The organism is Bacillus sp. FSL K6-0993 (assembly GCF_037977205.1).
GTDB classification, from domain to species: Bacteria; Bacillota; Bacilli; order Bacillales; family Bacillaceae; genus Bacillus; species Bacillus subtilis.
In genome coordinates, this window is the sequence record NZ_CP150275.1 from 429137 (window position 1) to 454230 (window position 25094).

Here is a 25094-nt window from a genome sequence, read left to right on the forward strand (position 1 = left end):
CAATGAGTAACTATGAAAAAATTTTACCAAATAAACAAAATAGAAGTCAATGGATTTTAACCGGGTAAATGAAAGGCCTGCCGGAAAATCCGACAGGCCGAATAAGAGCTTATTTTTCAACTTTAAATCCTTGTTTTTCAAGCATTTCACGGATGTGCGGATAGTACAGGCGCTCATAGTAGGAAGCGATGCTCTGTGACCAATTTCTTGTTTCTTTTCCGTTTGTCCGTTTATTCATGTATTCAGACATCTGTTCGTCGTATGCCTGAATGTGAGACGTCAGCTCATCCTGATTCAAATAAGTTTCCTGATGATTGACAGCTTCCTGCGGCAAGCGCGGTTTTTTCGCTGAACGGTCGGCAGGATGCCCAATGACAAGGCCGGATAAAGGGAACACGTATTTTGGAAGCTCAAGCAGTTCGATCAGCTCTTGAGGGTTTCCGCGAACCGCACCGATCGGAACTGTGCCAAGTCCGAGTGACTCAGCCGCTGCTGTTGCTGTGCCGAGGGCAATACCAGCGTCTACTGCGCCGACAAGAACAGATTCCAATCCATTTGTGATTTCCATTTTGAAATCATGCAGATCTTCAAGCGCAATTTTGGCCCGGTTGAAATCTGCGCAGAACAGCAGGAAAACAGGAGCTTGATCGATCCATGGCTGGCCGCCTGCCAGCTCGGAGATTTTCTTTTTGCGCTCTTTATCCTGGACTGTGATCACAGTCACTTGCTGTCCGTTGATAGAAGAAGGGGCTGATTGCACCGCTTCAATGATTTGGTCCAATTGCTCCTGAGCTACAGGCTCATCTGTGTAGCTGCGAATCGAGCGGTGGTCTGTTAAAGATTTAATCACTTCATTCATATGGGACACCCTTTCTTTACTCGCTAAGCTCTGTGCGGACAACATCAAGAGGGGCGCTCAGCAGTTCTTTTCCTTTTGCGACAAACCCTTGGAAATGCGCAGTTTCGTTATGGAATTTCATTGCCGCTTCATCTTTCCATTTTTCAAGCATGACAAATGTATTTTCTTCGCCTACTTTTTCGAATAGGTCGTATTGCGCGTTGCCTTCCTCAGCTCTTGAATGCTGAACAAGTGATTGAGCCTCGCTCAAAAATTCCTCGCGTTTTTCTGGTTTTACTTTGATGTAAGCTTGTAATACGATCATGTAAATCTCCTCCGTCGTTATGCGAATTTATTGTTCGAATTTCATCGAACTAAATGTAACATGTATTCTAAATGAGGTAAAGGAAAAACCCTTATATAGTAAAATTGTCATTCTAATTGTTGTGTGATACATTTGTGTCATGAACATTCCAAACCATCCAGAAACAGAAACATTGCAGCTGACAAAGGTTCTTCATGCACTTAGTGATCCGCTTCGTTTAGAGCTCGTCAAGCAATTAGCTGAAGCAAAAGAAAAAACGTGCAGCACCTGTGCAGATGTGCAGGTTGCCAAATCGACTTTGTCGCATCATTTTAAAGTTTTGAGAGAATCAGGCATCGCTCAAGTTCGGATAGAAGGAAAGCGCCGGTATTATTCGCTTCGCGCTGAAGACCTTGAAAAGGCATTTCCGGGCCTGCTTGAAGCCGTGCTGAATGTAGACCAGGACCGCTGGTGAATCAATCCCCTGTAACGGGGATTTTTTTATGTCCGTAAACAGCTTTGAAAAGCCGCTGCACACCCTCCTGAATATCTTCTTCCTTCAGCCGTGCAAAGCCGATAATGAGAGCAGGCCTGCCCGTTTGCCGCTTGTTTTCCTTCAAGTTAAATCGGCTCATTCCGAATATTTCAAGCTGCAGCCCGGCAGCATGTGACAGGATGTCTTGTTCGGTGCGCCTGGTATCAAATTCGGTAACAAAATGCAGCCCCGCATTTGCCCCTTTTACGGTAACCTCTCCGCTGAACTTTGCTTCTAAAGCGGTGATCAGGCGTTCTCTCTTTTCTTTATAATGCTGCTTCATTTTTTTTATATGCTTCTGATATTCACCAGACTCGATAAATTCCTGCAGGGTGAGCTGTGTAAGTGATGAGCAAGTCTGCAGATCATAGCCTCGCTGTTTGTATGCCCTCAACAGCTCAGGCGGCAACACCATATAGCTGATCCGCAAGCCGGGGAGAAGGGACTTTGAAAAGGTTCCCATATAGATGACATTTTGAAAACGGTCGAGGCTTTGCAGCGCCGGAATACTGTCTACATCATATGTGAATTCACTATCATAATCGTCCTCAATGATATATCGGCGCGGCTCCTCGGCTGCCCAGTTCAGCAGCTGAATTCTTCTGGATACAGGCATAATCGTTCCGGACGGAAACTGATGCGACGGGGTGGTCACCAGCACATCTGGCTGCTGTCTGGTGATTTCAGCAATCGACATGCCCTTTTCATCCAGCATGATCGTCTTGACTTGTTTTCCGGCATTCTTCAAAAGCTGATACATGCGCCTGTAGCCAGGCTCCTCCATCGCATACACGGCTTCCTTGGGTAAAAGCTCAGTCAACAGCTGCATGAGCACCTGTGTGCCTGCCCCTATGATCATTTGTTCCGGCCTGCATTTTACACCCCTCGTCAGGGAAATGAGCCTGGTAATGGCCGCTCTCACTTCATATATCCCTTGCGGATGTGACATATTGCCGAGCGTGCGGTATGAGCGGGAGGCCGCTTTTTGCTCGCAGCGGAACCAGCTTTTGATCGGAAAATGGTCTGTATCGGAACTCATGTGTGAAAACGATATCCAATCACTCTGGTCGATGTGAATCTCTTTTAGATCATCCGGCAGTGCAAATGGAGGGTGCTCCTCGGCGGAAAACATGTCTAGTTCCTCCACGAAGAAACCCTTTCGTTCAATGGCGTACAAATACCCTTCAGCCAGCAGCTGCTGATAGGCTGAATTCACTGAATTTACGCTGACCTTGAGATTTTCAGCCAGTTCCCGCTTGGAGGGAACCTTCGAGTGAGGCAGCAGATTGCGGCTGAGGATTTCTTTTTTCAGCTTTTGATAAATTTGCTGATAGATATAATCGGCTTGCTCTGAACGATCGAGTGTAATTGTGATATCCATTTTGTAGTTTCTCCTTCTGATACCATCAAAAAGTTATAATTGGTACTTTTCATCATACCAAAGAGAAGTCAGAATGATAAGAAAATACCGACAGGGGGATATTCACATGAGTCAAACAACAGCAAGCATCACAACTGCACAATGGCAGAAAAAACGGGATCAATTTGTGTCAAAAGGTGTGAGCAACGGCAACCGCAGTCTGGCGGTCAAAGGAGAAGGGGCCGAGCTGTACGATCTGGACGGCCGGAGATTTATTGATTTTGCAGGCGCCATCGGCACGTTAAATGTCGGACACTCGCATCCGAAGGTGGTTGAGGCTGTGAAGCGGCAGACAGAGGAGCTGATTCATCCTGGCTTTAATGTCATGATGTACCCGACTTATATCGAGTTAGCCGAAAAACTGTGCGGCATTGCACCGGGCAGCCATGAGAAAAAAGCGATTTTTCTTAACTCAGGGGCGGAAGCAGTCGAAAACGCTGTGAAAATCGCCAGAAAGTATACAAAGCGCCAAGGCGTTGTCTCGTTTACACGCGGGTTTCACGGGCGCACGAATATGACGATGAGCATGACAAGCAAGGTAAAACCTTATAAATTCGGTTTCGGGCCTTTTGCGCCAGAGGTTTATCAAGCGCCGTTCCCTTATTATTATCAGAAGCCGGCCGGCATGAGTGATGAAAGCTATGACGATATGGTCATTCAAGCATTCAATGATTTCTTTATCGCTTCAGTGGCGCCTGAAACGGTGGCGTGTGTCGTGATGGAGCCGGTGCAGGGAGAAGGCGGGTTTATTATTCCTTCGAAACGGTTCGTACAGCACGTCGCTTCATTCTGCAAAGAACACGGCATTGTTTTTGTTGCTGATGAAATCCAAACCGGCTTTGCCAGAACTGGCACTTATTTCGCAATTGAGCACTTTGATGTAGTGCCCGATCTGATCACGGTTTCTAAATCGCTTGCGGCAGGCCTGCCATTAAGCGGTGTAATCGGGCGTGCGGAAATGCTTGATACGGCAGCGCCAGGGGAGCTGGGCGGCACGTATGCCGGCAGCCCGCTCGGCTGCGCTTCGGCTTTGGCAGTCTTGGATATTATCGAAGAAGAAGGACTGAATGAGCGATCTGAAGAAATTGGCAAAATCATTGAAGACAGGGCATATGAGTGGAAAAAAGAATTCCCGTTCATCGGTGACATCCGCAGACTCGGGGCGATGGCCGCAATCGAAATCGTCAAGGATCCAGACACGCGTGAGCCTGATAAAGCAAAAGCAGCAGCGATCGCGGCCTATGCGAATCAAAACGGATTACTTTTGCTGACAGCGGGAATTAACGGTAATATCATCCGCTTTTTGACACCGCTCGTCATCTCAGACAGCCTTTTAAATGAAGGGCTCAGCATCTTGGAGGCGGGCCTGCGAGCTTAATCATTGGAAAGAAAACGGCTGGGTCTGCTATCATTTTAAGTAATCATGAAAAGAAAGGAATGTTCAATATGCCAGATCAATTAACGGTCTACAACCCGGCTACGGGCGAGGAGATCAAAACGATTCCTCAGCAATCAGCCACAGAGGTAGAAGAAGCCATTGAACGTTCACATCAAGCGTTTAAAACGTGGTCTAAAACATCAGCGAACGAAAGAGCGTCTCTTTTGAAAAAATGGTATGAGCTGATTGTTGAACATAAAGAAGAGCTTGCAGATTTAATTACAAAGGAAAACGGAAAACCCTACCAGGAAGCAGTCGGCGAGGTACTTTACGGCGCAGGCTATATCGAATGGTTCGCAGAGGAAGCGAAGCGTGTGTACGGAAGAACGGTCCCGGCCCCGACAACTGGTAAACGAATTGTTGTCACACGCCAGCCGGTCGGCCCCGTTGCTGCTATCACGCCCTGGAATTTCCCGAATGCGATGATTACACGTAAAGCGGCGCCTGCTCTTGCCGCCGGCTGTACATTTATCATCAAGCCGGCGCCGGACACACCGCTGTCTGCTTATGAACTAGCGCGCCTCGCATATGAAGCGGGCATTCCGAAGGATGTTCTTCAGGTTGTGATCGGCGATGGAGAAGAAATCGGAAATGTGTTCACAAGCAGTCCGAAAATCCGCAAAATCACGTTCACAGGCTCAACACCTGTAGGGAAAATCCTTATGAAAAACAGCGCGGACACCGTAAAGCACGTCTCAATGGAGCTCGGCGGACACGCCCCGCTGATCGTAGATGAAGATGCGGACATTGACCTTGCCGTTGAACAGGCGATGGCGTCCAAATACCGAAACGCCGGCCAAACCTGCGTATGTGCCAACCGCCTGATCGTTCATGAATCCATTAAAGATGAATTTGCTGCGAAACTGAGCGAGCAAGTGTCTAAGCTGAAAGTCGGAAATGGACTTGAGGAAGGCGTCAATGTCGGCCCGATTATCAACAAACGAGGCTTCGAAAAAATCGTCAGCCAAATAGATGATGCGGTTGAAAAAGGCGCGAAAGTGATTGCTGGGGGCACATATGACCGAAACGATGACAAAGGGTGCTACTTTGTGAATCCGACAGTGCTCACCGATGTCGATACGTCCATGAACATCATGCATGAGGAAACATTCGGCCCGGTCGCCCCGATCGTCACGTTTTCTGATATTGATGAAGCGATTCAGCTTGCCAACGATACACCGTATGGCTTGGCTGCTTACTTCTTCACAGAAAACTACCGCCGCGGCATCTATATTTCCGAGAATCTAGAGTATGGCATTATCGGCTGGAATGACGGCGGACCGTCAGCGGTTCAAGCGCCATTCGGCGGAATGAAAGAAAGCGGCATCGGCCGTGAAGGCGGTTCAGAAGGTATCGAGCCGTACCTTGAAACAAAATATTTGTCCATCGGTTTATAAAAAGAATGCACGCTCCTGAGAGCTGCCGGATTTTCCGGCAGCTCTTTTTGTGTTCCGGCGAATAATCACAACAATTCCAGCCAAAATAACAGCAAATACATTTTGAAAGAAGGTTCCCCAACAATGGATTTATTATTGGCTCTTCTCCCGGCTTTGTTTTGGGGGAGCATTGTTCTCTTCAATGTGAAATTAGGCGGCGGGCCGTACAGCCAGACACTGGGAACGACGATCGGGGCACTCATTGTTTCTATCGTTATTTACTTTTTTGTTCAGCCCGTTCTGTCACTTCGCATTTTTATTGTTGGAATCGTATCCGGCTTATTTTGGTCACTTGGACAGGCCAACCAGCTGAAAAGCATTCAATTGATGGGCGTGTCGAAAACAATGCCGATTTCCACAGGAATGCAGCTCGTTTCCACCTCGCTGTTCGGTGTGATCGTGTTCCGCGAATGGTCAACACCGATTGCGATTACGCTTGGCGTTCTCGCTTTGATCTTTATCATTGTGGGAATCATTCTCACGTCCTTGGAAGATAAGAATGATAAAAAAGAGGGCGAGCCAAGCAATTTGAAAAAGGGCATTTTGATTCTCCTTGTTTCGACTCTTGGTTATTTGGTTTATGTAGTCGTGGCTAGATTATTCAATGTGTCCGGCTGGTCCGCGCTGCTGCCACAGGCAATTGGCATGGTGGTCGGGGGGTTAGTTTTAACCTATAGACACAAACCCTTTAACAAGTATGCGATCAGAAATATTCTCCCAGGGTTAATCTGGGCAGGCGGAAATATGTTTTTGTTTATTTCTCAGCCGCGAGTCGGCGTTGCAACGAGCTTTTCCCTTTCACAAATGGGAATTGTCATTTCTACGCTCGGCGGTATTTTCATCCTGCGTGAAAAGAAAACGAAACGCCAGCTTATAGCAATTGCGATCGGGATTATCCTGATTATTGCCGCCGCCGTATTCTTAGGAATCGCCAAAACAAATTCATAACAAATGGAGGAGGATGTATATGTATCCGGATTTAAAAGGAAAAGTCGTCGCTATTACAGGAGCTGCTTCAGGGCTCGGAAAGGCAATGGCCATTCGCTTCGGCAAGGAGCAGGCAAAAGTGGTCATTAACTATTATAGTAATAAACAAGATCCGAACGAGGTAAAAGAAGAAGTCATCAAGGCGGGCGGTGAGGCTGTTATCGTCCAAGGAGATGTCACGAAAGAGGAAGATGTAAAAAATATCGTGCAAACGGCAATTAAAGAGTTCGGCACACTCGATATTATGATTAATAATGCGGGTCTTGAAAATCCTGTGCCATCTCATGAAATGCCGCTTAAGGATTGGGATAAAGTCATCGGCACGAACTTAACAGGTGCCTTTTTAGGAAGCCGTGAAGCGATTAAATATTTCGTAGAAAACGATATCAAGGGAAATGTCATCAACATGTCCAGCGTGCATGAAAGGATTCCGTGGCCGTTATTTGTCCACTATGCAGCTAGTAAAGGCGGAATTAAGCTGATGTCTGAAACGTTGGCTTTGGAATACGCGCCGAAGGGCATTCGCGTCAACAATATCGGGCCAGGTGCGATCAACACGCCAATCAATGCTGAAAAATTCGCTGACCCTAAACAGAAAGCAGATGTAGAAAGCATGATCCCGATGGGCTATATCGGCGAACCGGAGGAAATTGCCGCAGTGGCAGTGTGGCTTGCTTCGAAGGAATCCAGCTATGTTACAGGCATCACGTTGTTTGCGGACGGCGGAATGACGAAATATCCTGCTTTCCAGGCAGGCCGCGGTTAAACATAAAAAGCGACCCAGACATGACATCTGGATCGCTTTCTTTATTAGGCGCGTTTTTTCTTAACAAGCGCTGCTACAGATAAAATAATGGCAGCCGCAGACAGCACAATCGCTGTAATGTCTAGAGCTGAAGAACCTGAGTTTTCGGAATCGTCTTCTGTTTTCGTGGCGCCGTGCTCATCTGTCACTTGTTTTGCAGACGTGATGTTTGTAATGGAATGAGGTGTATCGGCATCCTCGTCACCTGTCCACTCAACAATGCTTCCGTCTTTGTAATATTGGTATGCGTCCCAAGCAGCTTCCTCCGCTTTGTCAGGGTTTTTGGCAACAAAGGTAAACTGCTGGAACTGTCCTTCCTGAATGCCTCCATCAGTCGCCTCCCATGTCACGGACACTGATTTGTCATCATGTTTTTGAGTGGAAACCTTCCAGCCCGGAATTGGCTCATATTGCTGGAATTCAACATCCTTCGGCATTTTGAGGACAACCTTCGTTGTCGGCAGATTTTTCTCAGAAGGAACCTTCATTGTATATGTTTCCCAAGAGCCTGCAGCAGACTCAGCCGGTTTTACAGAAACGTGCGCGCTGGCAGGGGCCGTAAAGAATAAGAGGGAGCCGACAATAGCCGGACATAGTGTCAATGCGATTTTTTTCAACAACGTAAACACTCCTTAATTGGTCTTTGTAAACATGATATTGATTTCGTTAAAGTCGCCGGTTAGGCCGTGGACTTTGATCTTCCAGTTTCCTTTTTCATTAATCGACAGGTTTTGATCCTGGAAGACGCCTTTTGTTTTTTCTTTTAATGTAAAGGTGCTTTTGTTTTCGCTGCCTGACAGGCCTGTTTTATAAACGGTTAACGTGATTTGCTGGATGTTTTTCACGGGATCTCCGTTATGGTCGGTGACCCGCAGCTCAAAAACATTTTTTCCGGGCTGGTTTGGGCTGATGCTGAGAGAAACGCTTTGTCCGTTCTCAATCGCTTTGGTTTGGTAGAACGGTTCCGGCGCTGGCTCAGGCGGGCTTGGCAGGCTTGTAAACACGGCCGCTGTGATCAATACAGCGATGCCGATTGCCCACTCCGCTTTCAACGTTTGGCTGATTCTTGTGCGGCGCTGCTTTCTGGTAAGCAGAAAATGAAACGCACCTAAGACCAGCATGAAAACAAACAGCCCGCTTTTCACTAAAAGAGCTTGGCCGTACGCTGTATGGAACAGTGAATCCATTGAACGAATGATGAAAAATCCATTGAGCAAGCCTGAAAACAAAATGACGCCGACTGCAGTGAGCGCCCATGGGGAGAACCGTCTGACCGTCTCCCACGCGAGCGTTTTGTCAGGCTGCCTCCATTCTTTTGAGAGCAGCAAAACAAGTGCCGCTATTCCGCCGACCCAGATGGAAGCGGAAGTTAAATGAAGGAAATCCATCAAAATGCCGACCGTTTTTTCTTCAACGACAGCAGCATGCCCTGTAAACGCCTTGGCAAGCAGGAGACCGAAAAAGAAAATGAGCGGCGCTGTCCAATAGCCAAAGGATGAAAAGCGGTTTTTCCGTATCGCAGGGATTACAGACAATGCGAGCAGCACGAACAGCGCGGCCTGTATGATCCAAATGGAGCCGCCTGCTGTCTCAAACAGTGTTTCTCTGATGTAGCCCAGCTGGAATGAGCTGCCCCAGCCGCCGCCTGCGTTCGCTTTTGTCTGAATCGGAAGCTGAAGCAAAAGCGCCAGACCCAGTGCTGCGATCGAGCCGGTCAGGATACGTCTCGTCCGTTTGACGAGCTGTTCTGATTTCCCTTTATACCAGAAAAGATGGAAGAAAACCGTTCCGATAAACAGAGATAGGGCTGTATACAGAATCGCGCGATCTGCTGCTGTTCCCGGATTCAGCGCTGAATCGGCTGCTTTTTGGCTGCTGAATCCGCCATCCGCTTTCCCGATACTGAACGGAATGACGCCGGAAACAGGATGCCCGTCCGCGGATACGGCATTCCATTCCGCTCTGTACACATCTTTAGACAGATTCTTCTTCAGCTTCACTGTCATGATGTGATGATTATCTTTTCTGATTTCAGTCTTGTCCGTATCCACACGGTCGCCGTTTGAATTATAGACTTTAATGTAATGAAACCCTTCTTCAATCGGTTCATTAAATTCGATTTCCACCTGCGCAGGGGCGCTTTTTAATTCGCTGTTTTCCCCAGGTGAAGATTTGACAATATAGGCGTGAGCAAAGCTTGTTTTCGGCAGGAAAACAAGAAAAAGCAGAAGGATGATCCACCATCTGTTTCGCTTCATCACTCAGACACCACCTTCCGCTGTATGTGTTGTGTTATTTCTTGGTGCAGGTGCAGCGTTTCTTTCTGTCTTGAAGCATGTCTTCCAGCGCTTGGTCGAAAGTGCGGACGGCTCCGCCGAATCCTTTTTGAAATCGTTCGGCATGGTCAAGTGTCGCAAACGGAATGGCCTGCGGCTGGCAGCAGTGCAGGTTTAATTCAGCATTTACGACGAAATAAGCCGAACCGGCACTGACGGTTGTCTGTAACAGAAAATCTCTGCAAATCAAGTGTGAAACCTCTTCCGTTTTATCGGCATAACGCAAAAACGCACAATGTGCGCAGCATAGCTGTTCAATGTCTTGGTTTACCGTAATCAGCTGAACCGAATGAGCTTGATTGACGGGCTTCAAGCAATAGCTGCACATATGATCCGTTTGAGGTGTTCTGGCGGGGAGCGTGATGCCGCCGGCCGTTTTAATGACCTGATTTGACTGAACCAGCTGATTGACATCTCTGTATACCGTCATTTCCGAAACGCCAAACTTTGCGCTGATGTCAGAAATTCTGAGCGCGCCTTCTTCTTTCAGCCACTTCAGTATGTGTTGCTGTCTATTAATCGGAAGCATTCATACACCCTCTTCATTAAGATCTATTTAAGCGTAGAGGATTTTAGAGACAGAGACAAGTAAGCTGATGATAAAAAATGTGAAAATGTGTTGAACAGCAACAAAACGAAACAGAAGGGACTCTGGTATAATAGACATATGGAATAGAAAGTGAGGAATACCCTATGAAAGAAACACCATGCCCGAACTGCGGCAAACCTTTGACAGGCGACATGGTCAGATCATCAAATGTGCCTTGTCAATTTCGCTGCGGACACTGCCGGGAACGGCTTTATGAATATAAAGTATCAGCTCCGATTATGCTGGTATCATTAGCTGCCATTGTGCTGCTCATTTATCTTTTGCTGCTCCTCCGCAATGCGGCAGGTTCAATGCTGCCGGCCGTACAGCACGTGCCAATGGCTGTTTTTGCGCTTGTGTGCGCCTATCCCGTTTTTATTGTGAGTGAGCGAATGATCGCAAAGTACGTGATTCAAAACGGCAACATTATTTATAGAGGAAAAAGAAAAGGCTCCTGAAACCAGGAGCCTTTTTATTTTTAAAAAATTGTCACAGTCATGTGCCAAAGTCCTCTTTACTTTCAATTGTATAGGGACTGTAAGCGTTTTAACATAGAGTCAAAGGGAAGCATCATTCTCTGAGCATATTTTTGTATCTTACAGCGACAAACAAAACAGGGAGGGTTTATATATGCAGCAGCAAGAACAGCAGCAAGGCGGCATGAAAGTGAAAGTGCAGCGCTTTGGGAGTTATTTGAGCGGAATGATCATGCCGAATATCGGCGCGTTTATCGCGTGGGGTATCATTACCGCGTTGTTTATTCCGGCAGGATGGTTTCCGAATGAACAGCTGAACACGCTGGTCAGCCCGATGATTACGTATTTATTGCCGCTTTTGATAGCGTATACAGGCGGAAAAATGATCTACGACCACCGCGGCGGAGTTGTCGGAGCGACAGCGGCAATTGGGGTGATTGTCGGATCGGATATTCCAATGTTTTTAGGCGCAATGATTATGGGACCGCTTGGCGGATACCTCATTAAACAGACTGATAAATTATTCAAGGATAAAGTCAAACAAGGCTTTGAAATGCTGATCAACAACTTTACGGCAGGGATTGTCGGCGCGGCTTTAACGATTCTCGCGTTTTACGCCATCGGCCCGGTTGTCCTGACGCTAAATAAATTGCTGGCGGCTGGTGTGGAAGTCATTGTACACGCGAATTTACTGCCGATAGCCAGTGTTTTTGTAGAACCGGCGAAAGTGTTGTTCCTCAACAACGCCATTAACCATGGAATCTTAAGCCCGATCGGAATCGAGCAAGCATCCCAAACAGGAAAATCAATTCTGTTTTTAGTAGAAGCAAACCCTGGACCGGGGCTCGGCATTTTGCTGGCGTACATGTTCTTTGGCAAAGGATCTTCAAAATCAACGGCTCCTGGTGCGGCGATCATCCATTTCTTCGGCGGGATTCACGAGATTTACTTCCCGTACATTCTGATGAAACCGGCCCTGATTCTCGCAGCCATTGCCGGCGGAGCAAGCGGACTCTTAACGTTTACGATCTTTAATGCCGGACTTGTCGCGGCAGCGTCACCGGGAAGCATTATCGCATTGATGGCAATGACGCCAAGAGGAGGCTATTTCGGCGTATTAGCGGGTGTATTGGTCGCTGCAGCTGTATCGTTCATCGTTTCAGCAGTGATCCTGAAATCCTCAAAAGCTAGTGAAGAAGACCTGGCTGCCGCAACAGAAAAAATGCAGTCCATGAAGGGGAAGAAAAGCCAGGCAGCAGCTGCTTTAGATGCGGAACAAGCCAAAGCAGAGGAAGCGTCTGAGCTGTCTCCTGAAAGCGTGAACAAAATTATCTTTGCATGTGATGCGGGAATGGGATCAAGTGCGATGGGGGCATCCATCTTAAGAAACAAGGTGAAAAAAGCAGAACTTGACATTAGTGTGACCAACACGGCCATTAACACTCTGCCAAGCGATGCGGATATTGTCATCACCCACAAAGATTTAACAGATCGCGCGAAAGCAAAGCTGCCGAACGCGACACACATATCAGTGGATAACTTCTTAAACAGCCCGAAATACGACGAGCTGATTGAAAAGCTGAAAAAGTAATCTTATAGAAAGAGAGTGATACTCATGCAAGTACTCGCAAAGGAAAATATTAAACTCAATCAAACGGTATCATCAAAAGAAGAGGCCATCAAATTGGCAGGCCAGACGCTGATTGACAACGGCTACGTGACAGAGGATTACATTAGCAAAATGTTTGAACGTGAAGAAACGTCTTCTACGTTTATGGGGAATTTCATTGCCATTCCACACGGCACAGAAGAAGCGAAAAGCGAAGTGCTTCACTCTGGGATTTCAATCATACAGATTCCAGAGGGCGTTGAGTACGGAGAAGGCAACACGGCAAAAGTGGTATTCGGCATTGCGGGTAAAAATAATGAGCATTTAGACATTTTGTCTAATATCGCCATTATCTGCTCAGAAGAAGAAAATATTGAACGCCTGATCTCCGCTAAAAGCGAAGAAGATTTGATCGCCATTTTCAACGAGGTGAACTGACATGATCGCCTTACATTTCGGTGCGGGAAATATCGGGAGAGGGTTTATCGGCGCACTGCTTCACCACTCCGGCTATGATGTGGTGTTTGCGGATGTAAACGACACGATGGTCAGCCTCCTCAACGAAAAAAAAGAATACACAGTCGAACTGGCAGAAGAGGGACGTTCATCAGAGGTCATTGGCCCGGTCAGCGCGATTAACAGCGGCAGTCAGCCCGAAGAGCTGTATCGGCTGATGAATGAGGCGGCGCTCATCACAACAGCTGTCGGCCCGAACGTGCTGAAGCTGATTGCTCCGTCGATCGCAGAAGGTTTAAGACGGAGAAACGCTGCAAACACACTGAATATCATTGCCTGCGAAAATATGATTGGCGGAAGCAGCTTCTTAAAGAAAGAAATATACAGCCATTTAACGGAAGCAGAGCAGAAATCCGTCAGTGAAACGGTAGGTTTTCCGAATTCTGCCGTTGACCGGATCGTCCCGATTCAGCATCATGAAGACCCGCTGAAAGTATCGGTTGAACCATTTTTCGAATGGGTCATTGATGAATCAGGCTTTAAAGGGAAAACACCAGTCATAAACGGCGCACTGTTTGTTGATGATTTAACCCCGTACATCGAACGGAAGCTGTTTACGGTCAATACCGGACACGCGGTGACAGCATATGTCGGCTATCAGCGCGGACTCAAAACGGTCAAAGAAGCAATCGATCATCCGGAAATCCGCCGTGTTGTTCATTCGGCGCTGCTTGAAACTGGTGACTATCTCGTCAAATCGTATGGCTTTAAGCAAACTGAACACGAACAATATATCAAAAAAATCATCGGTCGCTTTGAAAATCCTTTCATTTCGGACGATGTGACCCGCGTAGCGAGGTCACCTCTCAGAAAACTGGGAGAAAATGATAGACTTGTAGGCCCGGCAAAGAAAATAAAAGAACCGAATGCACTGGCGGAAGGAATTGCCGCAGCACTGCGCTTCGATTTCACCGGTGACCCTGAAGCGGTTGAACTGCAAGCGCTGATCGAAGAAAAAGGATACAGCGGCGTACTTCAAGAGGTGTGCGGCATTCAGTCCCATGAACCGTTGCACGCCATCATTTTAAAGAAACTTAATCAATAACCGACCACCCGTGACACAATGTCACGGGCTTTTTTTACTATCTCGCAATCTAGTATAATAGAAAGCGCTTACGAAAACAGGGGAAGGAGAATGACGATGAAACAATTCGAGATTGCGGCAATACCAGGAGACGGAGTAGGAAAAGAGGTTGTAGCTGCTGCTGAGAAAGTGCTTCATACAGCGGCTGAGGTACACGGAGGTTTGTCATTCTCATTCACGGCTTTTCCATGGAGCTGTGATTATTACTTGGAGCACGGCAAAATGATGCCCGAAGATGGAATACATACGCTTACTCAATTTGAAGCGGTTTTTTTGGGAGCCGTCGGAAATCCGAAGCTGGTTCCCGATCATATATCGTTATGGGGACTGCTGCTGAAAATCCGGAGGGAGCTTGAGCTTTCCATTAATATGAGACCCGCCAAACAAATGGCGGGCATTACGTCGCCGCTTCTGCATCCAAATGATTTTGACTTCGTGGTGATTCGCGAGAACAGTGAAGGTGAATACAGTGAAGTCGGCGGGCGCATTCACAGAGGCGATGATGAAATCGCCATCCAGAATGCCGTGTTTACGAGAAAAGCGACAGAACGTGTCATGCGCTTTGCCTTCGAATTGGCGAAAAAACGGCGCAGCCATGTGACAAGCGCCACAAAGTCTAACGGCATTTATCACGCGATGCCGTTTTGGGATGAAGTCTTTCAGCAGACAGCCGCTGATTATAGCGGAATCGAAACATCATCTCAGCATATTGATGCGCTGGCCGCTTTTTTTGTGACGCGTCCGGAAACGTTTGATGTCATTGTGGCGAGCAACTTGTTCGGTGATATTTTAACCGACATCAGCTCAAGCCTGATGGGAAGCATCGGCATTGCGCCTTCTGCGAACATCAATCCATCCGGCAAATATCCGTCCATGTTTGAACCGGTTCACGGCTCTGCTCCTGACATTGCCGGACAGGGCCTTGCCAATCCGATCGGCCAGATTTGGACAGCGAAGCTGATGCTCGACCACTTCGGAGAGGAAGAATTGGGGGCGAAAATTCTGGATGTAATGGAGCAAGTGACTGCCGACGGCATCAAAACACGCGACATTGGGGGACAAAGCACAACGGCTGAGGTCACTGATGAAATCTGTTCGCGCTTAAGAAAGCTCTGATGAATCAGGCCGGGGCAGATGGCTGCCCCGGCCTGTCCATTTCCTTACGAAAATTTCCACGAAAGTCTAACCAAGCAGTTCCAAATGCTGTATAATAATTTGGAATTCTTAGGAAAGCATCGGGTGAATGAAGTTGAATGCAAAAACAATCACGTTAAAGAAAAAAAGAAAAGTCAAAACGATCGTTGTACTCAGTATCATTATGATCGCAGCTCTCATTTTTACGATCAGATTGGTGTTTTACAAGCCTTTTCTTATTGAAGGATCATCAATGGCCCCAACGCTTAAAGACTCAGAAAGAATTCTGGTTGATAAAGCAGTCAAATGGACTGGCGGGTTTCACAGAGGCGACATCATAGTCATTCATGACAAAAAGAGCGGCCGCTCATTTGTCAAACGTTTAATCGGTTTGCCTGGTGACAGCATTAAAATGAAAAATGATCAGCTGTACATAAATGATAAAAAGGTGGAAGAACCGTACTTAAAGGAACAACAACAAGAGGTCAAAGAATCGGGTGTAACCTTAACGGGTGACTTCGAGGTTGAGGTTCCTACCGGTAAATATTTTGTAATGGGAGATAACCGTCTCAATTCACTGGATAGCAGAAACGGAATGGGCATGCCTTCTGAGGACGATATCATCGGTACTGAATCTCTCGTCTTTTATCCATTCGGTGAGATGAGACAGGCAAAATAAAACTCAGTGCAACAAAGAACATGGAACGTATGGAACCAAAACACGCGATAATAAAGCACTGTAAGCGATTAATAAATTTCTGATGAAACAGGGCGGAGCCGTTTTTCCGCCCCGTTTTTTATGATAGAAAGCGTTTGGAAGAAAAGGGTCCTGTTGAAATAAACAGAATCAGGATTGGCGAAACCGTGAAGCGCATCGAATTGATAAATCTCAAGATGGGTATGCTGTTTTTCCCGCAGTTTATTGATAAGAAGCGCTACGTCAAACGACGGCTCATAATTAGGGAAAAACAATAGGACCGGGCAGGCTGGCACGTGATGAAGAGAGTCGCGTATCCGGGAACCGTAATAACAAACCGATCCGCTCACCTCAGGCATACTGCTGCATTTCCATGCGATAGTAGCCCCCACGCTGAATCCAATCACAAAGATGTGCCGTCCGGCGTTTTGCCTGATCACATTCTGGATGATGGTTTCTCCCGTTTTCAGCCGTTCGTGTTTTGTAAATTGTTCGTATGCCGTTTTTTCTTCTTGCAGTGTGTAGACTTCATCTTCGCCGAGCAGGTTGGGCGTCAACACATCATATCCAGCCATTTTGATCAGCCGGCCCATCTTTTTCATATGGCTGTTTACACCGTATATTTCGTGTACGAGAATGACAAGCGGTTTTGGGGACATAACGGCCTCCTTTTGTGTTTTTTCCATTATATCCTATCGTTTCGCTTTAGGCTGAGATATAATGGTCAAAAAAAGGAGATATAAAATGAACTCATTATCTTTGCCTCACCGCTATCCATTTTTGTTTATTGATGACGTGACGGATAGCGAGCCCGGCAAACATGCGGCAGCTTATAAGCTGATTAGTGAGAACGACTGGTTTATCACTGATACGCAAACAGAAATGCCGTTTTCACTTGTGATTGAAGCGCTTGCGCAAACCGCGGCTTTTACAGGAATTACAGATGAGAACAGCTTGGGATTATTGTCTTCGGTGAAGAAAGCGGAAAAGCTGGGAGAAGCTGTGCCCGGTGACCGGCTTGATCTTACGTTTGAAGTCACGCGCAATCGGCGCGGGTTTGTGTTCGGACATGCCAAGGCATCAGTTGGAGAGCAGCCTGTTGCTGAAGCTGAAATCGGCATCTATATTGAAAAATGAAAAAAACCCTTCACAACATTTTGTGAGGGGTTCTATTTTGTGTCGTAATCCCGTTCGCTTTGAGAGTTATCTCTTTGCTGGCGTTTGTGTTTTTCATCATTCATATTTTCCTTCAGCTCTTCATTAGGAATCGGATCGGTTAAGTCGTTGTGCTCGGGGTTTTCATTTGGTTTGTTTTGCTGTTTTTTTTCTGTCATGTTTGATCACCTCATCGTTTGTTTTCCTCTTATCCGTTCTCCTCAAACATAGGAAATCGCTTTTTTGTCCCGCTGGGTATAATGTATTAGAATAGAGAGAAGCACAACAAAAAGATAAAGAGAGGTACATATATGTCTGTTCAAAGAGAAGATGTAGATATCAAGCTGATCGCAATTGATATGGATGGTACACTGCTGAACGACGAGCAGCTGATCTCGGATGAAAACCGCAAAGCCATTCGTGAAGCGGAGGATAAAGGTGTGTATGTGGTGATCAGCACGGGCCGGACGCTGATGACGTGCCGGGAGCTGGCGGAATCGCTAAAGCTGTCATCCTTTCTAATCACGGCAAACGGAAGTGAAATTTGGGATTCGAATTTTAATTTGGTGGAACGGAAGCTGCTCCATACGGACCATATTCAAATGATGTGGGATTTGCGGAATAAGCACAACACTAATTTCTGGGCCTCTACGGTGAATAAAGTATGGAGAGGCGAGTTTCCGGAAAACATTACGGATCATGAATGGCTCAAATTCGGCTTTGACATCGAGGATGATGATATCCGAAATGAAGTGCTGGAGGAGCTGAGAAAAAACAAAGAGCTCGAAATCACAAATTCAAGTCCGACAAACATTGAAGTCAACGCGCTTGGCATCAACAAAGCTGCAGCCCTTGCCAAGGTTACGGAAAAACTCGGCTTTACAATGGAGAATGTGATGGCGATGGGTGACAGCCTTAATGACATTGCGATGATCAAAGAAGCGGGTCTTGGCGTCGCAATGGGCAATGCGCAAGACATCGTAAAAGAAACGGCTGATTATATCACGGATACAAATATTGAGGATGGTGTCGCTAAAGCGATTCGCCATCGGGTACTATAAAAAAAAGAGAGTCCTAAGATGGACTCTCTTTTTTAGTTTGGCAGGTTTTCTTCTGGGACCATGGTAGGTTTTCTGACAAAAGTATTTCACAAACTGATATGATTCACTTATAATGAAATAAAGTTCAAAAATTCGGAATAGTCGTTCCGAATTTCGGGACAATAAATGACATAAAGCATATCGTTTGCTTTGGCAGGAGGGATTCTGTGTTTCAGATTGATTTAAACTGTGATTTAGGAGAAAGCTTCGGAGCCTACAAGATAGGCCTTGACCAAGATATTTTAGAGTATGTGACATCAGCGAATATCGCATGCGGATTTCATGCAGGAGATCCTAGTGTTATGCGAAAAACCGTCGCGCTTGCAGCGGAAAAAGGCGTAAAAATCGGCGCGCACCCGGGCTTGCCGGATTTACTCGGTTTTGGGCGCCGCAATATGGCGATTTCTCCTGAGGAAGCGTATGATCTTGTCGTTTATCAAATTGGCGCGCTCTCTGGCTTTCTAAAAGCAGAGGGACTTCACATGCAGCACGTCAAGCCGCATGGCGCTTTATACAATATGGCGGCAGTCGATCAAAAACTGTCGGATGCTATCGCGAAAGCTGTCTATAAGATTGATCCAGGCCTGATTCTTTTCGGTCTTGCTGAGAGCGAGCTTGTAAAAGCGGGAGAACGGATCGGACTTCAGACCGCAAATGAAGTGTTCGCCGACAGAACATACCAATCGGACGGCACGCTGACACCGCGCTCCCAGCCGGACGCACTCATTGAAAGTGATGATGCCGCCGTCACCCAGGTCATCGAAATGGTGAAAGAAGGGGCGGTCAAATCTCAGCAAGGACATGATGTGCCATTAAAAGCAGATACAGTCTGCATTCATGGAGATGGAGCCCATGCGCTGACATTTGCGCAAAAAATCAGAAAACAGCTCAAAGCGGCTGGAATTGAAGTGACAGCTATTTCAGAACAGAAGTCAACATAAAGGAGGAACAATAGATGGAGCAGCAGAAAAAGACAGCAGGAAAAAAAGCGGGCAGCTGGTCATTGCTGATGGGCGCCGCCTTTTTAATGGCGACATCAGCAATCGGACCGGGTTTCCTCACCCAAACCGCAACATTCACAAACACACTCGCAGCAAGCTTCGGTTTTGTCATCTTAATCTCTATTATTTTAGATATTTTCGCCCAAACCAATGTGTGGCGCATCATCGCAGTTTCTGGAAAACGAGGTCAGGAAATTGCGAATATGGTGCTTCCCGGATTGGGGTATTTCATCGCCATTCTCGTCGTGCTTGGCGGACTAGCTTTTAATATTGGGAATATCGGAGGGGCCGGGCTGGGGCTTCAGGTGCTGTTCGGCATTACACCTGAAACAGGCGCTTTAATCAGTGCCGTTATCGCCATTTTGATTTTTGTCATCAAGGAAGCAGGAAAAGCGATGGACCGTTTTACGCAAATCGCGGGATTCGTGATGATTATTTTAACGGTCTACGTTGCGGCGACGACAGCTCCTCCGGTCGGACAGGCAGTCGCAAATACATTCGTCCCGGAACACATCAGCATATTTGCCATTGTCACCCTAGTGGGCGGAACCGTCGGCGGTTATATCACATTTGCCGGGGGACACCGTTTGCTTGATGCCGGAATTAAAGGGAAGGAATCCATTCCGCAGGTGACAAAAAGCTCGGTTGTCGGCATTTTAATTACATCTGTCATGCGTATCGCTCTTTTTCTTGCGGTTCTAGGCGTTGTATCGAAAGGCCTGCACATCGATGAAAGCAACCCGGCGGCTTCTGTCTTCAAGCTGGCTGCTGGAAATGTCGGTTATAAAATTTTCGGATTGATCATGTGGTCTGCGGCGATTACGTCTGTTATTGGAGCAGCCTATACATCTGTTTCATTTTTTAAAACCTTTTCTCCAAAAATTGAAAAGAATTCACGCGGTATTATTATCGGATTTATTGTGGTTTCTACGTTAGCTTTTGTCACAATCGGCCAGCCTGCGAAGATCCTCGTCCTTGTCGGTTCACTGAACGGCTTAATTCTGCCGATTGCGCTCGGAACGCTGCTTGTTGCCGCCTACAAGAAAAACATTGTCGGTGATTATAAGCATCCGCTTTGGCTGACAAGCACAGGCGCGCTTGTAGTGATTGTAATGGCAGTTATGGGAATCTACACGTTATGTACACAACTTCCTCAATTGTGGAGCTGATATAAGTGGAGCAATTAAACAAAATGGCGCCAAAGGATGTACGCGCCCTGATACGAGAGGGGAAAATAAACGGGCCGACCGCTGGCATGTCCGGCGGCTACGCCCAAGCGAATCTTGTGGTTTTGAAAAAGGACCTTGCGTTTGACTTTCTGCTGTTTTGCCAGCGAAATCAAAAGCCCTGCCCCGTGCTGGATGTGACTGAAGCAGGTTCGCCCGTGCCGTCTCTGGCTGTGCCTGATGCTGATATCAGAACGGACTTTCCGAAATACCGTATTTACAGGCACGGTATCTTAACGGAAGAAGTATCTGATATTACGCCATACTGGGAGGACGATTTTGTCGGCTTTCTGATCGGATGCAGTTTCTCCTTTGAACAGGCACTGATCAATAATGGGATAGCTGTCCGGCATATTGATGAGGGGACAAACGTCTCAATGTATAAAACGAATATCGATTGTGTTCCGGCGGGGGCGTTTCATGGACAGATGGTTGTCAGCATGAGGCCGGTTCCTGAACGGCTGGCTGTACGTGCCGCACAAGTGACCTCGCGTTTTCCGGCTGTGCACGGAGGGCCGATCCATATCGGCAATCCGGGAGCAATCGGGATTCGCGATCTCGGGAAACCGGATTTCGGAGATGCCGTTTCCATTCGTGACGGCGAGGTTCCTGTTTTTTGGGCATGCGGGGTGACCCCGCAAGCCGTGGCTATGAATGTAAAGCCTGAAATGGTCATCACACATGCGCCGGGGCATATGCTCATCACAGATATTCGAGACGAGTCGCTTGCGGTGCTGTAACCTCTCGTCATCCTGATGAACGAGAAATAAAAGAGGTGAGAAAGATGACTGTACGATATCAAATCGAACAGCTCGGTGATTCTGCAATGATGATCCGATTCGGAGAAGAAATCAATGAACAGGTCAACGGCATTGTCCATGCCGCGGCCGCTTATATAGAAGAACAGCCATTTCCGGGATTCATTGAATGTATCCCGGCTTTTACAAGTCTAACCGTATTTTATGATATGTATGAAGTGTACAAGCATTTGCCTCAAGGCATAAGCTCACCTTTTGAGAAGGTCAAGCGCGATGTCGAAGAGCGGCTGGTAGAAATAGCCGAAGACTATGAGGTCAACCGCCGCATTGTAGAAATTCCTGTCTGCTATGGCGGTGAATTCGGTCCGGATTTAGAAGAGGTGGCGAAGATCAATCAGCTGTCACCGGAGGAAGTAATCGACATTCATACAAACGGTGAATATGTGGTGTATATGCTTGGCTTCGCGCCCGGTTTTCCTTTTCTAGGCGGGATGTCAAAACGCATTGCTGCTCCGAGAAAATCATCGCCAAGACCGTCGATTCCCGCAGGTTCGGTCGGTATTGCGGGATTGCAGACAGGCGTTTATCCGATTTCAACGCCGGGCGGCTGGCAGCTGATCGGCAAAACGCCGCTGGCTCTTTTCCGGCCGCAGGAAAATCCGCCGACATTGCTGCGGGCGGGAGATACTGTGAAATTCGTTCGCATCTCAGAAAAAGACTATCACGCCTATAAGGAGGAGTCCAATTGAGCATGAAAGTATTAAAGCCCGGACTGCTCACAACGGTTCAGGATATAGGCAGAACGGGTTACCAAAAATACGGCGTTCTGGCCAGCGGCGCTATGGACACGGTTTCACTGCGCATTGCCAATCTGTTGATAGGAAACGGCGAAAATGAAGCAGGTCTCGAAATAACGATGATGGGGCCCGGTCCGTCGTTTCATTTTTCAAAACAGACACTGATTGCTGTGACAGGGGCGGACTTCACGCTGCGTATTAATGACGAGGAAGCGCCTTTATGGAAGCCTGTGCTCATCAAGGAAAACAGCACGGTCAGCTTCGGCCCCTGCAAACTCGGCAGCCGTGCTTATTTGGCGGCAGCCGGCGGCATCGAGGTGCCTGCCGTCATGGAAAGTAAAAGCACATACGTCAGAGGAAGCATCGGCGGACTTCATGGCAGAGCGCTTCAAAAAGAAGATGAACTGAACATTGGAGAGATGTCAGCTCTTTCACAAACCATCCTTTCCCGCTTAAGTTTGCAGCTTGGAAAACAGGGATTTGCAGCACCGAAGTGGTCAGTCAGCCGCGGCAGATTTCTGCCATTGAAGAAGAATCCCGTCATTCGGGTGCTGGAAGGAAAGCAATTTGCCTTTTTCACAGAAGAATCAAAAACGCGTTTTTATGAAGAAGCATTTCGTGTCACGCCGCAGTCTGACCGTATGGGCTACAGGCTCAAAGGAGAACCGCTCGAACTGAAAGCACCGCTTGAGATGGTGTCGGAAGCGGTTTCATTCGGAACAGTTCAGGTGCCGCCTGACGGCAACCCGATTATCCTGCTTGCAGACCGGCAGACGACTGGCGGCTATCCGAGGATCGCGCACATCATATCCGCTGATCTTCCGATTGTTTCCCAAATCATGCCGGGCGAGCACGTCCAGTTTGAGCCTGTGTCCCTTCAGGAGGCAGAAGCGCTTGCGGTAGAACGGGAACAGCATATAAAAGAACTGAAAACGAGAATGAAGATGGAATGGCTGACATAGCAAAGGGGATGAATGATGCAGAATAAAAATAAAACCGTAGTTAAATCTATGGCGCTGCTTAATTTGTTTTTGCATAAACCAAGCCTAACCTTAAGTGAACTGGTGTCGCTGACAGGAATGCCGAAGACCTCTGTTCACCGGATGGTCAGCTCTTTGGAGGAAATGGGGTTCCTCAGTCGGGATGTGTCCGGCGCTTATTCGCTGGGATTGGTGTTTTTGGAATTCGGACAGCTTGTCGCTGACAGGCTGGATATCAGAAAAATAGCGAAACCGGTGATGGAAGAGCTGTGCCGGGAAGTGGATGAAGCCGTGCAGTTGATCATGAGGGACGGCAATGAAGCGATATACGTTGAGAAAATAGAAGGGACACAGACTGTGCGGCTGTATACGGCGATCGGCAGGCGTTCCCCCCTATACGCGGGAGCGTGCGCCAGAAGCATTCTGTCCTTTCTTCCCCGTGAAGAAATCGAAGCATACATCAAACAAACCGAGCTCATTTCGATTGGCTCCGGAACGATTACCGATCCCGAGAAACTGCTTCAGGAGATTGATGCCTCTGTGCAAAATGGCTATACTGTCAGCTATTCAGAGCTCGAAAACTATACGGCGGCGATCGGCGCCCCGATCTTTAACCATAAGCATCAGGTGGCAGCCGGCATTAGCATTGCAGGCTTTGAAGCGAGATTTACAGAAGACAGGCTGCCCTATTTAACAGAAAAGGTGAAGGACGCCGCTTTACAGATTTCAAGAAAAATAGGATATACATAAGTAGCCAATCTTTTCTCTGCTGCGTACATTAACGTATCGACGTTCAAGAGTGGAGGAAAGAACATGGTGCTTCAATATACAGCTCTGGGCGATTCCTTAACGACAGGGAGAGGCTCCGGGCTGTTTTCACCCGGCTTCGTCCAGCGTTTTGGGGACATGATGGAAGCTGACTTGAAAACAAGAACGGCAATAAACATATTTGCCAGATCAGGCCTGAATACAGAAGAGATTTTGGGACTCCTGTCATATCCCTATGTGCAAAAATGCATTCGAGATGCTGATATGATAACGATCACAGGGTGCGGAAACGATCTCATTGATTCGGTCTTAGCCTACCAAACCTCTAAGGATGAAACGATTTTCAGCCGTGTATCCGCCCATTGCCATGAGAATTTTGAAAAGATGATTGCCAAAATCGCCGAGATTAAAGGAGAAAATCCTTCCCCGTACGCCATCCGAGTGTTCAACTTATACAATCCATTTCCCGGCATTGAAATCGCCGGCAAATGGATCACATCCTTTAATTCACATTTAGAAACACTTGCAACAGCACCCCATGTCAAAATCGCGGATGCCTATAGCATCTTCAAAGGCAAGGAGCGGGAATATCTGTCCTTTGACGGTGTCCATCCGAACTGCAAAGGCTATCAAGCGATGGCTGAAGCCGTTCACAAGTTAGGCTATAAAGAATGATCAGTTTCATAGAAAACGCGCCTCATGACAGGCGCGTTTTTTATGTGTGATCGAAATATTAAAAGAAACTTAAAATTCACTGTCTTCTGTTCTACAGACAAACAAAGTGCGCTAGAATAATGGAGGGCGTAGGCAAATATAGCCATAACGTTCAATATTTCGTATATAAGGAAGGATGGTCCTTTTGTTTCGGATTTTTAAAATGTCTTTTGCGGTTATCATTATTATACTGGCGCTTATTGCTTTTAACTATACGGAACACACCTCTGTTATCCAATCGGTCATGCTCGTCTTTCTTGGTGCGGTCATGTTTATGCAGGGGCTTGAAGAACGCAAAAAAGAAAATGACGGCTCAGGCGCTTTTAATATTTATACCGCCGTTTTTGTATGGTCTGTCTCCCTTATCGGTTTTACACTTCATATTATATAA

At 47.1% G+C, this 25094-nt stretch carries 29 protein-coding genes; 21 read left to right on the top strand and 8 right to left on the bottom strand.

All coding sequences use genetic code 11. The features are described from left to right. Nucleotides 1–109: 109 nt before the first annotated feature. Nucleotides 110–859, bottom strand: a complete 750-nt coding sequence (gene nfsA, locus MHH79_RS02195; protein ID WP_003234479.1) for an oxygen-insensitive NADPH nitroreductase — start codon at nucleotides 857–859, stop codon at nucleotides 110–112. A 16-nt stretch (nucleotides 860–875) separates the two neighbouring features. Beyond that, the gene (locus MHH79_RS02200; protein WP_003234477.1) at nucleotides 876–1163 is read right to left on the bottom strand and encodes a putative quinol monooxygenase; all 288 of its coding nucleotides are present in this window, start codon (nucleotides 1161–1163) and stop codon (nucleotides 876–878) included. A gap of 139 nt (nucleotides 1164–1302) precedes the next feature. Between MHH79_RS02200 and MHH79_RS02205 the strand changes: the two genes are divergently transcribed. Continuing rightward, complete coding sequence (locus tag MHH79_RS02205; RefSeq protein ID WP_003234476.1) at nucleotides 1303–1617, top strand: metalloregulator ArsR/SmtB family transcription factor; 315 nt, start codon at nucleotides 1303–1305, stop codon at nucleotides 1615–1617. Between the two features lies 1 nt (nucleotide 1618). On the opposite strand, the gene gabR is transcribed toward MHH79_RS02205, so the two are convergent. After that, entirely contained in the window at nucleotides 1619–3058 is a 1440-nt protein-coding gene (gene gabR / locus MHH79_RS02210; protein WP_340034967.1) for a transcriptional regulator GabR, read from the bottom strand. Between the two features lie 106 nt (nucleotides 3059–3164). On the opposite strand from gabR, the gene gabT reads away from it, so the two are divergent. The 4 genes from gabT (at nucleotide 3165) to gdh (ending at nucleotide 7724) form a co-directional block, all read left to right on the top strand. Then, nucleotides 3165–4475, top strand: a complete 1311-nt coding sequence (gene gabT / locus MHH79_RS02215; protein ID WP_340034968.1) for a 4-aminobutyrate--2-oxoglutarate transaminase — start codon at nucleotides 3165–3167, stop codon at nucleotides 4473–4475. Between the two features lie 68 nt (nucleotides 4476–4543). Then, the gene (gene gabD / locus MHH79_RS02220; RefSeq protein ID WP_015382777.1) at nucleotides 4544–5932 is read left to right on the top strand and encodes a succinate-semialdehyde dehydrogenase; all 1389 of its coding nucleotides are present in this window, start codon (nucleotides 4544–4546) and stop codon (nucleotides 5930–5932) included. Nucleotides 5933–6055: 123 nt separating this feature from the next. Further along, the gene (gene glcU / locus MHH79_RS02225; RefSeq protein WP_003234455.1) at nucleotides 6056–6919 is read left to right on the top strand and encodes a glucose uptake protein GlcU; all 864 of its coding nucleotides are present in this window, start codon (nucleotides 6056–6058) and stop codon (nucleotides 6917–6919) included. A gap of 19 nt (nucleotides 6920–6938) precedes the next feature. After that, on the top strand, nucleotides 6939–7724 hold the full coding sequence (gdh, locus tag MHH79_RS02230) for a glucose 1-dehydrogenase (RefSeq protein ID WP_187957226.1): 786 nt from the start codon (nucleotides 6939–6941) through the stop codon (nucleotides 7722–7724). A 44-nt stretch (nucleotides 7725–7768) separates the two neighbouring features. Here the strand turns inward: gdh and MHH79_RS02235 are convergent, their stop codons facing one another. From MHH79_RS02235 to ycnK, 3 genes are read right to left on the bottom strand one after another with little or no spacing between them, the layout of a single operon-like run. Next, nucleotides 7769–8383, bottom strand: a complete 615-nt coding sequence (locus tag MHH79_RS02235) for a DUF1775 domain-containing protein (protein WP_014475816.1) — start codon at nucleotides 8381–8383, stop codon at nucleotides 7769–7771. Nucleotides 8384–8395: 12 nt separating this feature from the next. Beyond that, nucleotides 8396–10021, bottom strand: a complete 1626-nt coding sequence (gene ycnJ / locus MHH79_RS02240; RefSeq protein WP_340035146.1) for a copper transporter YcnJ — start codon at nucleotides 10019–10021, stop codon at nucleotides 8396–8398. Between the two features lie 34 nt (nucleotides 10022–10055). Then, nucleotides 10056–10628 carry a copper uptake transcriptional regulator YcnK gene (gene ycnK, locus MHH79_RS02245; RefSeq protein ID WP_015382781.1) on the bottom strand — a complete coding sequence of 191 codons (573 nt, stop codon included), beginning with the start codon at nucleotides 10626–10628 and terminating at the stop codon, nucleotides 10056–10058. A 164-nt stretch (nucleotides 10629–10792) separates the two neighbouring features. Here ycnK and MHH79_RS02250 point away from each other — a divergent pair, with 164 nt between their 5' ends. The 6 genes from MHH79_RS02250 (at nucleotide 10793) to lepB (ending at nucleotide 16186) form a co-directional block, all read left to right on the top strand. Next, the gene (locus MHH79_RS02250; RefSeq protein ID WP_003234445.1) at nucleotides 10793–11146 is read left to right on the top strand and encodes a hypothetical protein; all 354 of its coding nucleotides are present in this window, start codon (nucleotides 10793–10795) and stop codon (nucleotides 11144–11146) included. Between the two features lie 172 nt (nucleotides 11147–11318). Continuing rightward, nucleotides 11319–12755, top strand: a complete 1437-nt coding sequence (locus tag MHH79_RS02255; protein ID WP_046340204.1) for a PTS mannitol transporter subunit IICB — start codon at nucleotides 11319–11321, stop codon at nucleotides 12753–12755. Nucleotides 12756–12779: 24 nt separating this feature from the next. After that, nucleotides 12780–13211: a PTS sugar transporter subunit IIA gene (locus MHH79_RS02260; RefSeq protein ID WP_003246714.1), complete on the top strand. Its 432-nt coding sequence runs from the start codon at nucleotides 12780–12782 to the stop codon at nucleotides 13209–13211. A 1-nt stretch (nucleotide 13212) separates the two neighbouring features. Then, nucleotides 13213–14334 (top strand): mannitol-1-phosphate 5-dehydrogenase, encoded by a 1122-nt coding sequence (locus MHH79_RS02265; protein WP_047182101.1) that lies wholly within the window; start codon nucleotides 13213–13215, stop codon nucleotides 14332–14334. Nucleotides 14335–14424: 90 nt separating this feature from the next. Continuing rightward, nucleotides 14425–15489 carry a tartrate dehydrogenase gene (locus MHH79_RS02270; RefSeq protein ID WP_003234436.1) on the top strand — a complete coding sequence of 355 codons (1065 nt, stop codon included), beginning with the start codon at nucleotides 14425–14427 and terminating at the stop codon, nucleotides 15487–15489. Between the two features lie 133 nt (nucleotides 15490–15622). Beyond that, nucleotides 15623–16186, top strand: a complete 564-nt coding sequence (lepB, locus tag MHH79_RS02275; RefSeq protein WP_015382785.1) for a signal peptidase I — start codon at nucleotides 15623–15625, stop codon at nucleotides 16184–16186. Nucleotides 16187–16254: 68 nt separating this feature from the next. On the opposite strand, the gene MHH79_RS02280 is transcribed toward lepB, so the two are convergent. Continuing rightward, complete coding sequence (locus MHH79_RS02280) at nucleotides 16255–16863, bottom strand: dienelactone hydrolase family protein (RefSeq protein WP_063336068.1); 609 nt, start codon at nucleotides 16861–16863, stop codon at nucleotides 16255–16257. Between the two features lie 85 nt (nucleotides 16864–16948). Here MHH79_RS02280 and MHH79_RS02285 point away from each other — a divergent pair, with 85 nt between their 5' ends. Continuing rightward, the gene (locus MHH79_RS02285) at nucleotides 16949–17341 is read left to right on the top strand and encodes a 3-hydroxyacyl-ACP dehydratase FabZ family protein (protein ID WP_063336069.1); all 393 of its coding nucleotides are present in this window, start codon (nucleotides 16949–16951) and stop codon (nucleotides 17339–17341) included. A 32-nt stretch (nucleotides 17342–17373) separates the two neighbouring features. Here the strand turns inward: MHH79_RS02285 and MHH79_RS02290 are convergent, their stop codons facing one another. Next, the gene (locus MHH79_RS02290; protein ID WP_003234425.1) at nucleotides 17374–17538 is read right to left on the bottom strand and encodes a hypothetical protein; all 165 of its coding nucleotides are present in this window, start codon (nucleotides 17536–17538) and stop codon (nucleotides 17374–17376) included. A 132-nt stretch (nucleotides 17539–17670) separates the two neighbouring features. Between MHH79_RS02290 and MHH79_RS02295 the strand changes: the two genes are divergently transcribed. The 9 genes from MHH79_RS02295 to MHH79_RS02335 all read left to right on the top strand — a co-directional run bounded on the left by MHH79_RS02295 (nucleotide 17671) and on the right by MHH79_RS02335 (nucleotide 25094). Then, nucleotides 17671–18420: a phosphoglycolate phosphatase gene (locus MHH79_RS02295; RefSeq protein WP_309529865.1), complete on the top strand. Its 750-nt coding sequence runs from the start codon at nucleotides 17671–17673 to the stop codon at nucleotides 18418–18420. 206 nt (nucleotides 18421–18626) lie between these two features. Further along, entirely contained in the window at nucleotides 18627–19400 is a 774-nt protein-coding gene (pxpA, locus tag MHH79_RS02300; protein ID WP_015382789.1) for a 5-oxoprolinase subunit PpxA, read from the top strand. Nucleotides 19401–19414: 14 nt separating this feature from the next. Further along, nucleotides 19415–20629: an NRAMP family divalent metal transporter gene (locus MHH79_RS02305; protein ID WP_003234422.1), complete on the top strand. Its 1215-nt coding sequence runs from the start codon at nucleotides 19415–19417 to the stop codon at nucleotides 20627–20629. A gap of 23 nt (nucleotides 20630–20652) precedes the next feature. Further along, complete coding sequence (locus tag MHH79_RS02310) at nucleotides 20653–21426, top strand: putative hydro-lyase (RefSeq protein WP_309530324.1); 774 nt, start codon at nucleotides 20653–20655, stop codon at nucleotides 21424–21426. A 44-nt stretch (nucleotides 21427–21470) separates the two neighbouring features. Then, nucleotides 21471–22193 (top strand): 5-oxoprolinase subunit B, encoded by a 723-nt coding sequence (pxpB, locus tag MHH79_RS02315; RefSeq protein WP_029317303.1) that lies wholly within the window; start codon nucleotides 21471–21473, stop codon nucleotides 22191–22193. A 2-nt stretch (nucleotides 22194–22195) separates the two neighbouring features. Further along, the gene (pxpC, locus tag MHH79_RS02320; protein WP_340035147.1) at nucleotides 22196–23203 is read left to right on the top strand and encodes a 5-oxoprolinase subunit PxpC; all 1008 of its coding nucleotides are present in this window, start codon (nucleotides 22196–22198) and stop codon (nucleotides 23201–23203) included. A 15-nt stretch (nucleotides 23204–23218) separates the two neighbouring features. Continuing rightward, nucleotides 23219–23971, top strand: coding sequence for an IclR family transcriptional regulator (locus tag MHH79_RS02325; RefSeq protein WP_015482811.1), 753 nt, complete (start codon nucleotides 23219–23221; stop codon nucleotides 23969–23971). A 63-nt stretch (nucleotides 23972–24034) separates the two neighbouring features. Further along, nucleotides 24035–24664: a spore germination lipase LipC gene (gene lipC, locus MHH79_RS02330; RefSeq protein ID WP_063336071.1), complete on the top strand. Its 630-nt coding sequence runs from the start codon at nucleotides 24035–24037 to the stop codon at nucleotides 24662–24664. 184 nt (nucleotides 24665–24848) lie between these two features. Next, nucleotides 24849–25094 (top strand): YczI family protein, encoded by a 246-nt coding sequence (locus tag MHH79_RS02335; RefSeq protein ID WP_003240256.1) that lies wholly within the window; start codon nucleotides 24849–24851, stop codon nucleotides 25092–25094.

Bases quoted from the DNA above. Each gene is read 5' to 3' on its own strand.
- nfsA (WP_003234479.1), bottom strand. From the start codon at position 859: ATGAATGAAGTGATTAAATCTTTAACAGACCACCGCTCGATTCGCAGC.
- MHH79_RS02200 (WP_003234477.1), bottom strand. From the start codon at position 1,163: ATGATCGTATTACAAGCTTACATCAAAGTAAAACCAGAAAAACGCGAG.
- MHH79_RS02205 (WP_003234476.1), top strand. From the start codon at position 1,303: ATGAACATTCCAAACCATCCAGAAACAGAAACATTGCAGCTGACAAAG.
- gabR (WP_340034967.1), bottom strand. From the start codon at position 3,058: ATGGATATCACAATTACACTCGATCGTTCAGAGCAAGCCGATTATATC.
- gabT (WP_340034968.1), top strand. From the start codon at position 3,165: ATGAGTCAAACAACAGCAAGCATCACAACTGCACAATGGCAGAAAAAA.
- gabD (WP_015382777.1), top strand. From the start codon at position 4,544: ATGCCAGATCAATTAACGGTCTACAACCCGGCTACGGGCGAGGAGATC.
- glcU (WP_003234455.1), top strand. From the start codon at position 6,056: ATGGATTTATTATTGGCTCTTCTCCCGGCTTTGTTTTGGGGGAGCATT.
- gdh (WP_187957226.1), top strand. From the start codon at position 6,939: ATGTATCCGGATTTAAAAGGAAAAGTCGTCGCTATTACAGGAGCTGCT.
- ycnJ (WP_340035146.1), bottom strand. From the start codon at position 10,021: ATGAAGCGAAACAGATGGTGGATCATCCTTCTGCTTTTTCTTGTTTTC.
- ycnK (WP_015382781.1), bottom strand. From the start codon at position 10,628: ATGCTTCCGATTAATAGACAGCAACACATACTGAAGTGGCTGAAAGAA.
- MHH79_RS02250 (WP_003234445.1), top strand. From the start codon at position 10,793: ATGAAAGAAACACCATGCCCGAACTGCGGCAAACCTTTGACAGGCGAC.
- MHH79_RS02255 (WP_046340204.1), top strand. From the start codon at position 11,319: ATGCAGCAGCAAGAACAGCAGCAAGGCGGCATGAAAGTGAAAGTGCAG.
- MHH79_RS02260 (WP_003246714.1), top strand. From the start codon at position 12,780: ATGCAAGTACTCGCAAAGGAAAATATTAAACTCAATCAAACGGTATCA.
- MHH79_RS02265 (WP_047182101.1), top strand. From the start codon at position 13,213: ATGATCGCCTTACATTTCGGTGCGGGAAATATCGGGAGAGGGTTTATC.
- MHH79_RS02270 (WP_003234436.1), top strand. From the start codon at position 14,425: ATGACGATGAAACAATTCGAGATTGCGGCAATACCAGGAGACGGAGTA.
- MHH79_RS02280 (WP_063336068.1), bottom strand. From the start codon at position 16,863: ATGTCCCCAAAACCGCTTGTCATTCTCGTACACGAAATATACGGTGTA.
- MHH79_RS02285 (WP_063336069.1), top strand. From the start codon at position 16,949: ATGAACTCATTATCTTTGCCTCACCGCTATCCATTTTTGTTTATTGAT.
- MHH79_RS02290 (WP_003234425.1), bottom strand. From the start codon at position 17,538: ATGACAGAAAAAAAACAGCAAAACAAACCAAATGAAAACCCCGAGCAC.
- MHH79_RS02295 (WP_309529865.1), top strand. From the start codon at position 17,671: ATGTCTGTTCAAAGAGAAGATGTAGATATCAAGCTGATCGCAATTGAT.
- MHH79_RS02305 (WP_003234422.1), top strand. From the start codon at position 19,415: ATGGAGCAGCAGAAAAAGACAGCAGGAAAAAAAGCGGGCAGCTGGTCA.
- MHH79_RS02310 (WP_309530324.1), top strand. From the start codon at position 20,653: ATGGCGCCAAAGGATGTACGCGCCCTGATACGAGAGGGGAAAATAAAC.
- pxpB (WP_029317303.1), top strand. From the start codon at position 21,471: ATGACTGTACGATATCAAATCGAACAGCTCGGTGATTCTGCAATGATG.
- pxpC (WP_340035147.1), top strand. From the start codon at position 22,196: ATGAAAGTATTAAAGCCCGGACTGCTCACAACGGTTCAGGATATAGGC.
- MHH79_RS02325 (WP_015482811.1), top strand. From the start codon at position 23,219: ATGCAGAATAAAAATAAAACCGTAGTTAAATCTATGGCGCTGCTTAAT.
- lipC (WP_063336071.1), top strand. From the start codon at position 24,035: ATGGTGCTTCAATATACAGCTCTGGGCGATTCCTTAACGACAGGGAGA.